Source organism: Streptomyces sp. NBC_01241 (assembly GCF_041435435.1).
GTDB lineage: Bacteria > Actinomycetota > Actinomycetes > Streptomycetales > Streptomycetaceae > Streptomyces.
The window spans coordinates 4803783-4818188 of the sequence record NZ_CP108494.1; the positions used below are offsets into that span (position 1 = coordinate 4803783).

General features: G+C 73.0%; 10 protein-coding genes. 4 read left to right on the plus strand and 6 right to left on the minus strand.

All coding sequences use genetic code 11. The features are described from left to right. Window positions 1-25 precede the first annotated feature (25 nt). From OG306_RS21445 to OG306_RS21455, 3 genes are all read right to left on the minus strand, one after another. Window positions 26-1333 (minus strand): Cmx/CmrA family chloramphenicol efflux MFS transporter, encoded by a 1308-nt coding sequence (locus tag OG306_RS21445; RefSeq protein ID WP_371665566.1) that lies wholly within the window; start codon window positions 1331-1333, stop codon window positions 26-28. 79 nt (window positions 1334-1412) lie between these two features. Then, window positions 1413-2084, minus strand: coding sequence for an HD domain-containing protein (locus OG306_RS21450; RefSeq protein ID WP_266747695.1), 672 nt, complete (start codon window positions 2082-2084; stop codon window positions 1413-1415). A 280-nt stretch (window positions 2085-2364) separates the two neighbouring features. After that, window positions 2365-4638 carry a heavy metal translocating P-type ATPase gene (locus OG306_RS21455; protein WP_371665567.1) on the minus strand — a complete coding sequence of 758 codons (2274 nt, stop codon included), beginning with the start codon at window positions 4636-4638 and terminating at the stop codon, window positions 2365-2367. 259 nt (window positions 4639-4897) lie between these two features. Here OG306_RS21455 and OG306_RS21460 point away from each other — a divergent pair, with 259 nt between their 5' ends. After that, window positions 4898-5587 carry a copper homeostasis protein CutC gene (locus OG306_RS21460; protein WP_266747697.1) on the plus strand — a complete coding sequence of 230 codons (690 nt, stop codon included), beginning with the start codon at window positions 4898-4900 and terminating at the stop codon, window positions 5585-5587. 97 nt (window positions 5588-5684) lie between these two features. Here OG306_RS21460 and OG306_RS21465 read toward each other — a convergent pair whose 3' ends face one another. Further along, window positions 5685-7841: a HelD family protein gene (locus OG306_RS21465; RefSeq protein ID WP_327258937.1), complete on the minus strand. Its 2157-nt coding sequence runs from the start codon at window positions 7839-7841 to the stop codon at window positions 5685-5687. A 384-nt stretch (window positions 7842-8225) separates the two neighbouring features. On the opposite strand from OG306_RS21465, the gene OG306_RS21470 reads away from it, so the two are divergent. Then, window positions 8226-8417: a hypothetical protein gene (locus OG306_RS21470; protein WP_327258936.1), complete on the plus strand. Its 192-nt coding sequence runs from the start codon at window positions 8226-8228 to the stop codon at window positions 8415-8417. 72 nt (window positions 8418-8489) lie between these two features. Beyond that, on the plus strand, window positions 8490-8882 hold the full coding sequence (locus OG306_RS21475; protein ID WP_266747700.1) for a hypothetical protein: 393 nt from the start codon (window positions 8490-8492) through the stop codon (window positions 8880-8882). A gap of 47 nt (window positions 8883-8929) precedes the next feature. Here OG306_RS21475 and OG306_RS21480 read toward each other — a convergent pair whose 3' ends face one another. Beyond that, window positions 8930-10573: a DNA repair helicase XPB gene (locus tag OG306_RS21480; RefSeq protein WP_266747701.1), complete on the minus strand. Its 1644-nt coding sequence runs from the start codon at window positions 10571-10573 to the stop codon at window positions 8930-8932. 194 nt (window positions 10574-10767) lie between these two features. Beyond that, the gene (locus OG306_RS21485) at window positions 10768-13227 is read right to left on the minus strand and encodes a helicase C-terminal domain-containing protein (protein ID WP_266905887.1); all 2460 of its coding nucleotides are present in this window, start codon (window positions 13225-13227) and stop codon (window positions 10768-10770) included. 75 nt (window positions 13228-13302) lie between these two features. Here OG306_RS21485 and OG306_RS21490 point away from each other — a divergent pair, with 75 nt between their 5' ends. Beyond that, window positions 13303-14379: a hypothetical protein gene (locus tag OG306_RS21490; RefSeq protein ID WP_371665568.1), complete on the plus strand. Its 1077-nt coding sequence runs from the start codon at window positions 13303-13305 to the stop codon at window positions 14377-14379. Window positions 14380-14406: the final 27 nt, after the last annotated feature.

The following is a 14406-nucleotide window of genomic DNA, read 5'->3' on the forward strand; positions in this document are numbered from 1 at the left end:
CCCTCCGTCACAGGCGCCACCTCTGTCAGACACATCCCTCCCGCACGGACGACTCCTCCCGCACGGACGACTCCTCCCGCACGGACGACTCCTCCCGCACGGACGACTCCTCCCGCACGGACGACTCCTCCTGCACGGACGCCCCCGACGACACCGTGGTGGGCGACCCCGTCACCCGTCGCGACCTGCCCCTGCCCTGCAGTCGCAGCGAGAACACCACGGCCACCAACGCCAGCACCGTCATCGCCGCTCCCGCCCACGCGGTCGCCGCGAAACCGAAGTCCGCGTCGATCACCGTGCCGCCCAGCCAGGGGCCGCCCGTGTTGCCCAGGTTGAACGCGGCCGTCGTCGTCGCGCCGGCCAGCGTCGGGGCGGCGCCCGCGACATTGAACATCCGGGCGTTCAGCGCCGGGGCCGTGTAGAACGACGACAGACCCAGCAGGAACGAGAGCCCGACCACCGCGACCTGGTTCGACGCGAACAGCGCCAGCGCGACCAGGAACACCGTCGAGGCCGCGATACCGCTCATCAGCACCCCGAAGAGATGCGCGTCCGCGACCCGGCCGCCGATCGTCGTACCGACCAGCGCACCGATCCCGAACAGCCCGAGCACCGTCGGCACCCAGCCCGAGTCCAGACCGGCGACATCCGTCAGCAGCGGGGCCAGATAGCTGAACGCACAGAAGACACCGCCCGCAGCGAGTGCCGTGATCACGATCGACAGCCACACCTGCCGGTCCCGGTAGATGCTCATCTCCTGCTTGAGCCGCGGCTTCTGTTCCGGCAGCGGAATGCGCGGAATCAGCGTCGTCACCCCGACCAGTGCCACGGCGGACGCCGCGCCCACGGCCCAGAACGCCGACCGCCAGCCGAGATTCTCACCGAGGAACGCACCCAGGGGTACGCCCAGCACATTGGCGATCGACAGACCGCCGATCATCACGGCCATCGCACGGGCCCGCGCGTTCACCGGCACCATCGCGATGGCGACCGCCGCCCCCACCGCCCAGAACCCGGCGCAGGCGAAGGCGCTCACGACACGGGAAGCGAAGAGCACCTCGTACGTCGGGGCCAGCGCACCCGCGACCTGACCGAGGCCGAAAACGGAGATCAGGGCGATCAGTGTGGTGCGGCGCGGCAGCCGGAGCGTGGCCACGGCGAGCAGCGGGGCGCCGATCACCATGCCGATCGCGAAGGCGGATATGAGAAGTCCGGCACGGGGGATCGACACGTTCATGTCGTCGGCGATGGGCGGCAACAGTCCGGAGAGCATGAACTCGCTCGTACCGAGAGCGAAGACGGAGAGACCCAGGATGTAGACGGCAAGGGGCATGCGAGGGCGGCGAGCGGCAGAGTCGGGCACGACAGCTGCCAACAGCGATCACGGCCCCCGCATTCCCCGATGCCACAGGTCAGTGGCTCAGCAGCTCCAACTCGGTCAACAGGTTCTGCCGCGCCCGCGGCTCCCACCGCTCGACCCCGTGCGGCGTACGGAACAGCCGGGGAAGCCCGAGCAACTGACGCAGCACCGTCGTCCGCCCCTCCCGGAACGCGTCGTCGGGCACGAAGCCGTACTCCTCGCGCACCTGCGCCGCGTACGCCGCGTACTCCCTCGGGGACGCCGCCAGGATCGCCAGATCCGCGTCGCACAACACCTCGCCGTTGGTGTCGCCCTCCGCCGGGTCGTGGGTGATGGTGAGCCGGACGAGCCGGGCGACCTCGGCCGTGACACCGTCCGGCACTCCGGCCTCCGGCAGGGCACGCTCGGCGAGAGCCGCGCTGCGCTCCTCGTTCTCGGACCGGTCGGGCCGGTAGACCGCATCGTGGAACCAGGCGGCGAGACGTACGGCATCCGCGTCGGCCGCGTACCCGGCGAGCGTGTCGATGTGATCGAGCACCGCGGTCAGGTGCGCGGTGGTGTGGTACCGCCGCTGCGGCTCGGACCAGCGGACCAGGAGGTTGTCGGCGTAGGGCGCCGGATCGGGACCGGACGCCCCGCCCCGGGCGCCGACGAGCGCCTCCTGCCAGCGGTCACGGAGAGCGGCGGCCCCCGGGACACTGCTTTCGCGCGAGCTGTCGGTCATGGGACGACCCTAGTGCCCTGTACGGCACCGGCCCGGGAATTCTCCCGGCATCCGGGGCTCCGCGACATGCCTGCGGTCGGCCGCGCGGGCCGCCTGGCGCTCGTGCGACAGCGGACGGACTCGACGACCGTCCGACGACCGGGGCCTGCCCGGTCGTCGGTGTCGCGCGCGAAACCGCACGCGCGCGAAACCGCACGCGCGCGAAACCGCACGCGCGGGTGCGGCACGGGCGGTGCCGGGAACCCGGGTGCGGTTCGTGCGGGCGGGCCGGGAACCGGTCCTACGCCGCCTTGAACTTCCGCAGCCGCAGCGAGTTGCCGACGACGAAGACCGACGAGAACGCCATCGCCGCGCCCGCGATCATCGGGTTCAGCAGTCCGGTCGCGGCGAGCGGGAGGGCGGCCACGTTGTAGGCGAAGGCCCAGAACAGGTTCGTGCGGATGGTTCCGAGGGTCCTGCGCGACAACCGGATGGCGTCCGCCGCGGCCCGCAGATCGCCGCGGACCAGCGTCAGGTCACCGGCCTCGATCGCGGCGTCCGTGCCCGTGCCCATCGCCAGGCCCAGGTCGGCCTGGGCGAGGGCGGCCGCGTCGTTGACCCCGTCACCGACCATGGCGACCGAACGGCCCTCGGCCTGGAGGCCCTTGACGACGTCGACCTTGTCCTCCGGCATGACCTCCGCGTACACCTTCTCGATCCCGACCTCGGCCGCGACCGCCTCGGCCACCGCCCGGTTGTCGCCGGTCAGCAGGATCGGGGTCAGGCCGAGGGCCCGCAGCCGCTCGATGGCCTCCGCGCTGGTGTCCTTCACCGCGTCGGCGACGGCGAGGACCGCCCGCGCCTCGCCGTCCCAGGCGACCGCGATGGCCGTCCGTCCGGCGGCCTCCGCCGCGGCCTTGTGCCGGGCCAGCTCCACCGGCAGGTGGATCTCCCACTCGGCGAGCAGCTGCTCACGGCCGACGAGGACGGCGTGGCCCTCGACGATCCCCTGGACGCCGAGGCCCGCGACGTTGGTGAAGTCCTCGGGGGTGGGCAGCGCGGCGCCGGTGCGCTCGGCGGCTCCGGCGGCGACAGCCTGCGCGATGGGGTGCTCGGAGGAGTGTTCCAGGGCGCCCGCGAGGCGCAGTACGTCGTTCTCGTCGGTGCCGTCCGCGGTGTGTACGTCCAGCAGGGTCATCCGGCCGGTGGTGACCGTGCCGGTCTTGTCGAGGACGATCGTGTCGACGCGGCGGGTGGTCTCCAGGACTTCGGGGCCCTTGATCAGGATGCCGAGCTGGGCGCCGCGTCCCGTGCCGACCATGAGGGCGGTCGGGGTGGCGAGGCCCAGGGCGCAGGGGCAGGCGATGATCAGCACGGCGACGGCTGCGGTGAACGCGGCGCTCGGGCCCGCGCCGTTGCCGAGCCAGAAGCCGAGCGTGCCGAGCGCGAGGGCGATGACGACGGGGACGAAGACGGCGGAGATCCGGTCCGCGAGGCGCTGGGCCGCCGCCTTGCCGTTCTGCGCGTCCTCGACGAGCTTCGCCATCCGGGCCAGCTGGGTGTCGGCGCCGATCCGGGTCGCCTCGACGACGAGCCGGCCGCCCGCGTTGAGCGTGGCCCCGGTGACGGAGTCACCGACGCCGACCTCCACGGGGACGGACTCGCCGGTGAGCATGGAGGCGTCCACGGCCGACGCGCCCTCCACGACGGTGCCGTCGGTGGCGATCTTCTCGCCGGGGCGGACCAGGAACCGGTCCCCGACCTGGAGGTCGGCGGTCGGCACGATCACCTCACGGCCGTCGCGCAGCACGGTCACCTCCTTGGCCCCGAGCTCCAGGAGCGCCTTGAGGGCGGCGCCCGCCTTCCGCTTGGAACGGGCCTCGAAGAAGCGCCCGGCGAGGATGAAGGCGGTGACTGCGGCAGCCGTCTCCAGATAGATGTTCCCCGCGCCGTCGCTCCGCCCGATGGTCAGCTCGAAGGGGTGCGTCATGCCGGTCATCCCGGCGGTGCCGAAGAACAGCGCCCACAGCGACCACAGGAACGCGGCCGAGGTGCCGACCGAGATCAGCGTGTCCATCGTCGCCGCGCCGTGCCTGGCGTTGGTCCAGGCGGCGCGGTGGAAGGGCCACGCGGCGTAGGTGACGACGGGGGCCGTCAGGGTCAGCGAGAGCCACTGCCAGTAGTCGAACTGGAGTGCCGGGACCATCGACATCGCGATCACCGGCACGGCGAGCACCACGGCGGTGAACAGCCGCTGCCGCAGGGGCCGCAGCTCGTCGGCCTCCGCGGCAGCGGGGCCTTCGCCCTCGACGGTTGCCAAAGGCGCGGGCTCGTGCGCGGTGTAGCCGGTCTTCTCGACAGTGGTGATCAGGTCCTGTACGGAGACGTCCTCGCCCCGGTAGCTGACCTTGGCCTTCTCGGTGGCGTAATTGACGGTGGCCTCGACGCCGTCCATCCGGTTGAGCTTCTTCTCGATACGGGCCGCGCAGGAGGCGCAGGTCATGCCGCCGATCGCGAGCTCGACCTCTGCGGTGGTGCCGGTACCGGTGCCGGTTATGGCGGTTTGCGCGGACACGGTGTCCTCCCTGACGCTGACGTTATACCCCTGGGGGGTATGCCTTCCGGAGTCAGGTATACCCCCCACCCCTATAAAATGCAAGGGTGGATATGGGGGAGGGGTCCGGAGTGCGCGCGTCCGCCCGGCACCCGTTCACCGGAAGTGCGTCTGACCTCACGTATCTTCACGTCACGTGGAGGCCGCACCGCCGGCCTGCCGCCCCGTAGGCTGGTCATTGGACTAGACCTATTGCCGCTTCCTGGAGGATTGGGATCCCATGAGCAACCGTGCAGTCCTGGAGGTGATCGCTCTCGACGCGGAGGACGCGGTCGCTGCCCAGGCGGGTGGTGCGGACCGGCTTGAGCTGGTCACCGACATGGCGGCGGACGGCCTGACCCCGTCCCGCGCGGCCTTCGCGGAGATCCGGGCGGCGGTGGACATTCCACTGCGCGTGATGCTCAGGCTGGAGGACGGCTTCGCCGCGGGCGACATCGACGAACTCGTCGCCAGGGCGCGCGAGTTGCGGGCGGAGGGCGCCGAGGAGTTCGTCATGGGCTTCCTGGACGCCGAGGGCCACCCGGACCTGGTCGCCGTCGAACGGCTCGTCGCCGAGCTGGACGGCTGCCGCTGGACCTTCCACCGCGCGATCGACCGGGCCGCGGACCGGGACGCCCTGCGCAAGCAGCTGGCGGACATGCCCGGCCTGGACACGTACCTCACCGCGGGTTCGCCCAAGGGCGTCGACGAGGGCATCCCGACGCTGCTCGTCGAGGCGGCCCGCGCGGGCGAGCCCGGCTACGAGCCCCGGATCCTGGTGGGCGGCGGCCTCCGCCTGGACCACCTGCCGGAGCTGCTGGACGCGGGCATCGACGCGGTACACATCGGCAGCGCGGCCCGCCCGCACGGCTGGTCGGGACCGGTGGACGCGGCAGCGGTACGGAAGTGGCGCACGGTGCTCGACGCGTAGCGGGGAGGGGCGGGGAGGGGCGGGCCGCCTGCGGCGGGGCTGTTCCCCTGCCCGCCCCTCCCCGTAACCGGGGGCTCCGCCCCCGGACCCCCGCGCCTCAAACGCCGGCGAGGCTTGGTTCTGAGGGGCTGGGTTTCGCCAGCTCGCCCGGCAGCTCCGCCGCGTGGACCACCGTCAGCCCCGACACCGCACGCGTCAGCGCCACGTACAGCCGCCGCAGCCCCGTACGCTCGTCGGGCTCGCCGTCCACCACCGCGGCCGGCTCGTCCAGCACCACGTAGTCGTACTCCAGGCCCTTCGCCAGCGACGCCGGGACCAGGGTCAGGCGGGACTCGGCGGTCGTCTCCTCACCGGGGGAGAGATACGCGTGCTCCGCCGCGGACAGCGCGTCCGCCAGCGCCGGAATCCGCGCGTCCGCCGCGATCAGGCCGATCGACCCCTCGTGCCGCAGCGACTCCTCGCACGCCGCCAGCACCGCCGCGTCCAGCTCCGCCGGACCGGCCACCTCCCGTACCTCCAGCGAACCCGGCGACTCACGCACCGACTCCACCGCCGCGAGGCCCGGCGAGATCACCGGCAGCAGCCGTGACGCGTACGCGATCACCTCGCGCGGCACACGGAAGCCCGCCGTCAGCTCCTCCACCAGCGCGTCCGGCTTGCCCAGATGGTGCAGCGCCTGCGCCCAGCTCTCCGTCGACCACGGCGTCGTGCCCTGCGCGAGGTCACCGAGGACCGTCGCCGAACCGGTCGTGCAGCGGCGGCCCACCGCCCGGTACTGCATGGGGGACAGGTCCTGCGCCTCGTCGAGCACGACATGGCCGAGCGAATGCGTACGCGCCACCAGATCGCTCGCCTCGTCGATCAGCACCGCGTCCGCCGCCGACCACTTCGCGGACTTCACGCTGCGGGCCGGCCTGGTCCACAGGATCGTCTTCTGCTCGTCCTCGGTGAGCAGCCCCGCCGCGTGCGCGGCCAGGAACTCCGCGTCCGACAACAGCCGAAGCACCAGCTTGGCCGGTTCGACGGCCGGCCAGATCGCCTTCACGGCCGCTTTCACGGCGGGGGTGCGGGCCACCGCGTTCTGCACCCGGTCGTCGGGCGCCTCGCCCGCCTCCTCCATCCGCACCAGGACGGAGTGCGCGATCCGCTGCGGAAGCGCCTCGTGGGCGGCCCCGTACCGCATGTCCCGGGCCAGGAGTTCGGTGACGATCTCCTCCAGCTCGTAGGCCGGCACCCGCCACCGCCGCGAGCCGCGCACCACCATCACCGGCTCCGTCGGCAGCGTCACATGCGAACGGATCGCCCGCCGCAACACCTCAGCCATCCTGGCGTCGCCCTTGACGACGGCGGCGGCCGCAGAGTCCGTGCCGCGCACCTCGACGCCCGCCGTCACCAGATCGTCGACGGTCGCCTGCTTCACCTCCAGCTCGCCGAGGGCCGGGAGCACCTGCTCGATGTAGTGGAGGAAGGACCGGTTCGGGCCGATGACCAGCGTGCCCGTACGGGCGAGCCGCTCCCGGTGCGCGTACAGCAGATACGCGACCCGGTGCAGGCCGACGGCCGTCTTGCCGGTGCCGGGCCCGCCCTGCACGCAGACCGTCCCGCCGAGGCCGCTGCGGACGATCTCGTCCTGCTCCGGCTGGATCGTCGCGACGATGTCACGCATCGGACCGACGCGCGGCCGCTCGATCTCCGCCTGGAGGAGTTTGCTGGTCTGCGCGGCCTCGGCGGGGTCGGTGAGGTGCTCGTCCTCGTACGCGGTCAGCTCACCGCCGGTGTAGCCGAAGCGGCGGCGCCGGCCGACGTCCTGCGGGTCCTTCCTGGAAGCCCGGTAGAACGGCTGCGAGACGGGCGCACGCCAGTCGATGACCATCGGATCGCCGTCGGCGTCGTGGACGTGGCGGCGCCCGATGTAGAACTGGTCGTCCCGCCGCCCACCACCACCCTTGGCCGAGGCGCTGTGCGCCGCCCCTTCTGATGCACCCTCGGCCTGCTCGGCACCGACCGTGTGCAGATAGTCGAGGCGCCCGAAGAAGAGCGGGGTGTGGGCGAAATCGGCGAGGGACTTGATCCGCTCGTCGATCTGGGCCTGCAGAACGGCCGCGTTGACCCAGTTCGCGGTGACGTCGCGGATGTCGAGGGCCTGGGCGTCCTCGCGCATGGCGCGCAACGCGGAGCGGGACGCGGCGAGATGGGCGCGTTCAAGGGCCAGGGGATCGGTGGTGGTGTCGCTTTCGTGTGCGTGCGCGGGCACGGTGTTGCCTCCGGCTTTTCAACGCAGGACGACGGACCGCACCTCGCTCCGGGGCACTGCTCGGGGCGATGCGGTCCGCTCGGGGATCGATCACGGGGTACGCACACAGGTGGCGCGTACGGCTGTCGGCCGGTTTCCGTCCGGTCGGCGGCGCTCCCCCGGCTGCCGGCGATGGCCGGTACCACGGTGCGGGAGGCGGGCAGACCGGCGATTGTATCGACCGTGCTCATCCGGGTCGAACGGATTTGAGGCCGCTTCAGCGCCGGTCCGCCGCCGGGTCCACCCCGTAGGGGACGGCATGCGACCCGAGACCTACGCGCACCGCTCCCGGATTCCGCCCGGGGAGCGATGCCGTCGCGGGCCGGGCGCAGGACCATGGATTACATGAGCACAGTCACCCTGAACGCCCGCAGGACCGGCCCCGCGCACGGCGCGACCGCGGCCACCGGTCACCGGCACGGCCATCGCGTCGGAGACGCACTGCGCGCCGTCAAGGTCTACGCCCGCGTCGCGTTCGGCGTGGTCGTCCTCGGCGAGTACGCGGAAGAGGCGGGCGTCCACCGCCGCGAGCACTGAGTACCCGGAACCTCCCCGGTGTGAGTATCCGACCGGAGGTGGCCCGGCCCTGCCCCGCGGTTGGGTAGCGGCATGGAGAACAGCCACGTCCACGTGATGCGTCCCGCCCCCGCCGGTCCCGTCGTCCCCGCGCGCAGCCCGAACGCCTGGATCGCCCCCACGGTCGCCACGGTCCTTTCCTTCTTCTTGACCAGCCTCGGCATGTTCGCCATCGGCTTCGCGGTGATGGCGACCGACAGCTGCGGCCCGGACGACTGCTCCTCGGACATCACGGTTCCGCTGAGCCTCATGGCCTACGGGCTGTACGCGGCCCCGTTCATCACGCCCCCCGCCCTGATCACCGCCTGGGCGCTGCCATGGCGTCCCCGCTGGACCACCGCCCGCCGGTGGGCGGCGGCGATCGCCGTGCTGCCGGGGCTGATGGCGGTGGGCGGCCTGGCCCTGCTCCTGACGCTCGGCGGCTGATCCCGTCAAGACGCAGCCGGTCCGCGTACGCGGACCGGCCACCGGCCTCAGTTGTCGGCCAGCAGCTCGTCCGCGTCCACGATCCGGTACGCGTACCCCTGCTCGGCCAGGAACCGCTGGCGGTGCGCCGCGAAGTCCTGGTCGATCGTGTCGCGGGCGACCACCGAGTAGAACCGCGCCTCGTGTCCGTCCGCCTTCGGCCGCAGCACCCGGCCGAGCCGCTGTGCCTCCTCCTGGCGCGAGCCGAACGTCCCCGACACCTGGATGGCGACGGTCGCCTCCGGCAGGTCGATGGAGAAGTTCGCGACCTTCGACACCACGAGGACGCTGAGCTCGCCCTCCCGGAACGCGTCGAAGAGCTTCTCGCGCTGGGCGTTGCTCGTCTCGCCCTTGATCACCGGGGCGTTCAGATGTTCACCCAGCTCGTCGAGCTGGTCGATGTACTGCCCGATGACGAGGGTCTGCTCACCCCGGTGCTTGCGTACCAGCGCCTCCGTCACCTTCCGCTTCGTCGCGGTCGTCGCGCAGAACCGGTACTTCTCCTCGGTCTCCGCGGTCGCGTACGCGAGCCGCTCCGAGTCCGTCAGATTGACCCGCACCTCGACACAGTCGGCGGGCGCGATGTAGCCCTGCGCCTCGATCTCCTTCCACGGCGCGTCGAACCGCTTGGGCCCGATCAGCGAGAAGACGTCCGACTCGCGGCCGTCCTCACGCACCAGCGTCGCGGTGAGGCCGAGGCGCCGCCGGGCCTGCAGGTCGGCGGTGAACTTGAAGACGGGCGCGGGCAGCAGATGCACCTCGTCGTAGATCACCAGACCCCAGTCACGGGAGTCGAACAGCTCCAGGTGCGGGTAGACGCCCTTGCGGCGGGTCGTCAGCACCTGGTAGGTCGCGATGGTGACCGGCCGGATCTCCTTGCGCGTACCGCTGTACTCGCCGATCTCGTCCTCGGTCAGCGAGGTCCGCTTCACCAGCTCGTGCTTCCACTGCCGGGCCGAGACGGTGTTCGTCACCAGGATCAGCGTCGTCGCCCTGGCCTGAGCCATCGCACCGGCCCCGACCAGCGTCTTCCCCGCACCACAGGGCAGTACGACGACACCCGAGCCGCCGTGCCAGAACCCCTCGACGGCCTGCTTCTGGTACGGCCGCAGCGCCCAGCCGTCCTCGGCCAGGTCGATCGGGTGCGCCTCGCCGTCGACGTATCCCGCGAGGTCCTCGGCGGGCCAGCCCAGCTTCAGCAGCGTCTGCTTGATCTGTCCGCGCTCGGACGGGTGCACGGCCACGGTGTCCGGGTCGATCCGCGCCCCGACCAGCGGCTGGACCTTCTTCGAGCGGAGGATCTCCTCCAGCACGGGCCGGTCGGTGGAGGTCAGCACGAGACCGTGCACCGGATCCTTGGACAGGGTGAGGCGGCCGTACCGGGCCATCGTCTCGGCGATGTCGACGAGCAGCGCGTGCGGTACGGGATAGCGCGAGTACTGCACGAGCGCGTCGACGACCTGCTCGGCGTCGTGCCCGGCGGCGCGCGCGTTCCACAGCCCGAGCGGCGTCAGCCGGTAGGTGTGGATGTGCTCGGGTGCGCGCTCCAGCTCGGCGAAGGGCGCGATCGCACGACGGCAGGCATCGGCCTGGTCGTGGTCGACTTCCAGGAGAAGCGTTTTGTCGCTCTGGACGATGAGGGGTCCGGTCACGCGCGTCGGCCCTTTCTGCTGCGGGGACGGCCGGGAACGGCCAAACGTCCAGTGTGCCGCATGTGGGGGCCACGGTGGGGTGTGCTGCTCGGCACAGGGACGTACGAACTCCGGGCTCCGGGCTCCGGATCTCGGGTTCCGGGCTTCGGGTTCCGGCCTTCGGGTCTCGGGTTCCGGGTTTCGGGCTCCGGACCTCAGTGTGCGGCGTCGTCGGCCAGTTCGGCGACACCGGTGATCCGGTGCAGGGGATAGGTGCGGACCTCGTCCGCCGTGTGGTCGTACGCCGTGACGAAGCCGCCCTCGACCCGGACAGGGTCGATGACCCGCTGACTGGCCGCCCCGTCCGCGTTGACGTAGCCGATCCAGAGCGCCGACCCGGTCATCGCGGCGGCCTGGACGGTGGCGAGGGTCTCGGCCGGGGTCGTACGGGGCAGGGCGCCGGCCGGGGCGTCGGGGGCGTCGGCCGGGTCCTTGCGGACCACCGTGGCGGCCGTGTCCCCGGCGCGGATCGCCCGTACCGCCGCGCCGAGCAGCGTGGCGTCCGGGACCGGCGGGCCCTCCGGCACCGGGGCGGGGGCGGTGCGCGGCGGGGTGCGGCGGGCGCCCGCGCGGGTGATCAGGACGTCACCCTCGGCGGACTCGGCCGCCGGGGCGTAGCCCATCTCGCGCAGCCCGTCGAGCAGGGACACCGGGTCGACCTGGGCGGCCAGGGCCGTCGGCGCGAGGCGGCGCAGGCGCAGGGTGGCCGAGCGCCGGTCGGCGAGGATCTCGTTCAGCACCGCCTCGTCGTCGCAGCGTACGTACGAGGAGGCGGCGCCGATCCGCAGATGGCCGTGGCGGCGGGCGACGTCGTCGATGAGGTAGCTGAGCGGCTGCGGCACCGGCGTACGGCTGTGGGTGGCCAGGAACGCGTGCAGATCGGCCGCGGACTGTCCGGCGTCCAGGGCGCGGCGCACGGACCCGGGGGTGAAGCGGTAGACCGTCGCGCCGCCCTTCGACTCGATGTCCGCGAGGGCGGAGAGCAGGTCCGCCAGGGGGCGTTCCAGCGGGCCGGGGGCGACGGCCGTCAGGTCGGCCTGGAGCAGGACGTGGTCCAGCGGCTCCGGGATGAGCGGCGCGAGCAGCGCGGTGGCCTCGGCCGGCCCGGTGTCGAGCAGGGCGCGGGTGTGCGAGGCGAGCGCGCCGCGTCCGGTGATGCCGAGGAGCTCGGACTCGTTCAGCGTCCACAGGGCGATCCGGGACCGCAGGTCGGTGGTGTCCCCGGCGGTGGCGGAAGCGCCGCGCAGGGGGCGTTCCCAGCGGAGGCGGGCGAGGACGGTCTCCGGGTCGGGGGCGGTGCCCGGTTCCAGGGCGGCGAGGAGGGCGAGGACCCGGTGGCGCACCTCGGGGGCGGCGGAGCGGTCGAGGCCGGGGCCCAGGGCGCACAGGGCCCGGCCCTTGGCGTCCTGGCCGCCGACCAGTCCGGGGGTACGGGTGGCGGCGAGCCAGGCGGTCGCGAGGCGCGCCCAGCGGTCCTGGGCGGGGAGTTCGGTCCAGTCGTCGTACGCGGGCGTCGGCGCGTACCGCTCGTCGGCCTCCCCGTCGGAGGCCAGCAGTCCGGCCGCGTAGGCGAGTTCGACCCAGAACGCCGCGAGCGGCTCGGAGACGTCGAGGGCGGTGGCGGTCTTCTTCAGGTCGCGGACGCTGAGCCCGCCGGCGCGCAGTATCGGGGGGCCGCCGCCGTTCCAGTTCTTCAGCAGCTCCTCGACGGTGGTCACCGCCAGGAACGCCTGACCGGCCGCGGCGCTGTCCACAGCCTGGGGATCACGGACGGCGACCGCTTCCACGGCAGGCGGCCGGGGCTCCGGTACGCGGTGGGCGCGCCCGGCCCGCAGATGCAGGGCGGCCTCGCGCGGCAGCACCACGGTGCGGGTCGACACGGGCAGCAGCAGCCCGTGGTCGCGCAGCCACTTCACCGGCGGGGTGGGGTTCGGGGTCACTTCCCCGTACGGCGGCCCCCACACCAGCCGGTCCAGTACGGACAGGGCCTCGGCGGGGGCGGTGTCCAGCAGTTCGCCCATCCTGGCCCGGTCGGTGAAGAGCGCGGACAGGGCCGCCACGGCGGACACCGGGTCATGGGTGGCGGGCAGCCCGGCGGCCACCAGGATCTCCTGGAGCCGGCCGGGCGACATACCGGCGGTCGCCTCCGCGACCGTCGGGCCGAGACCGGTGGGGGAGGGGTGCTGCGGGGACGGCGCGAGGAGTTCGCGCGCGGTACGCACCAGCCGCAGCCGGTCGTTCTCGCCCCAGACGAGGGCCTGTTCGCGCAGGGTGGCCAGGGCGGCGGGCAGCGCGTCCTCGATCGCCGCGTCCGCGTCGTCGCGGTGCTCGCCGTCGTCCCGGCCGTCGCCGGTGAGGAGGCCGAGCAGCGTCTCGTACGGGGCGGGGTCGGGGGCCACGGCGAGCGCCTCGGCGGTCTGCAGGGAGAACCGGTCGAGGTGTTCCAGCGCGCGTACGACGGAGGCGCGCGTGCCGGCTCTCGTCGCGAGCTGAGTGATGTCGCCCGGTACGGGGGTGAGGAGATCGGGGCGGGCGCGCAGCAGCCCTGCCAACGACTCGTCGTCCCGGGTGCGGAGAGCTTCGGCGAGCGTCCGCGGTGGTGTGGTCATCCCCATCCGTCCCACGGTAGTCGCTCCGGACGGGGGCGAGGGCGCTACCGTCGGTGCAGGGCGGCAGAGGGGAACCATCGCGTGGGGATCGAGAGCGACCAGCTCGTCTACGACTACCTGAGCCGGGTCGGGGACCTGGCGCAGCAGCAACAGCTGTCCTCGGCCGGCCGGATGAGGCTCGTTTCGGCGCTCAGGGGCGAGATCGACCGGCAGCGCGGAAAGCAGTCCGCGGACAGCCCGGCGGCCGTCCGCCGCATCATCGGGAGGCTCGGCACCCCCGACGAACTGGTCGCCGCCGCGGCCGCGTCGGCGGACGGGACGGTCCAGTTGCCCCAGCGGCCGGAACCCGCCGCGGGGGAGGGGCGCGGCGTCCCCCGGCCGCGCAAGGGGATGCTCCGGAAAGACAGTTCCGGCCAGGGCGCGTCGCGGGCGGAGATGTCGGACGGGGAATCGGAGGGCTCGGCGGACTCCGGGGTTCCGGACGTGGCCGCCGGGCGGGTCCCGTCGCCGCCGCACATGGCCGGAACGGACGAGCTGGGGCCGTCCGGCAGCGAGCCCGACTGGTGGCGGATCGAGCCGCAGCCGTTCGGTGACGGGGTGGATGTGCCGGGGTTCGTCGGCGGCGTCGAGATCCCGGACATGATGCGGCCGCCGTCGTCGCGGGACGCGGTTCCGGGCCCCCGTACCGCGGCGGAGGACGCCGCGGACGACGACGGCACGCCCGCCGAGGAGGCCGGCACCGACGAGGCCGCACCCCGCCGCCGACGGCTCCCGCGCCTGCGCCGCCGCGCCCCCCGCGAGTCGGCGCCGACGGCCCGGGGCTTCTCCCACCCCTTCCTGCTGCTCGCCGCCGCGCTGCTGGTCACGGGTGCTGTGACGGGTTCCTGGATCGCCCTGGCGGGCGGCTGGCTGCTCGCGTACGGCTCACGCACGTTGTCGCGCGCGGAGGCCAAGTGGGCCGCGATGGGTCTGCCGGGCGTGGTCGTGGCGGGCGCCCTGGTCTGGCTCTGGGGCCGGACGGACGGCCGCTGGGGCGAACCGATCCCGCAGGACGGGATGGCGGACGCGCTGAGCGGGGTGTGGCCGGTGGTGGTCCGGACGGCCGCGGTGGCGTCGGCGGCGTTCCTTGTGTGGCGGGCGCGGAAGCGGGCGGGGTAGGCCGGGGGGTCACTTCTCTCCCTCACC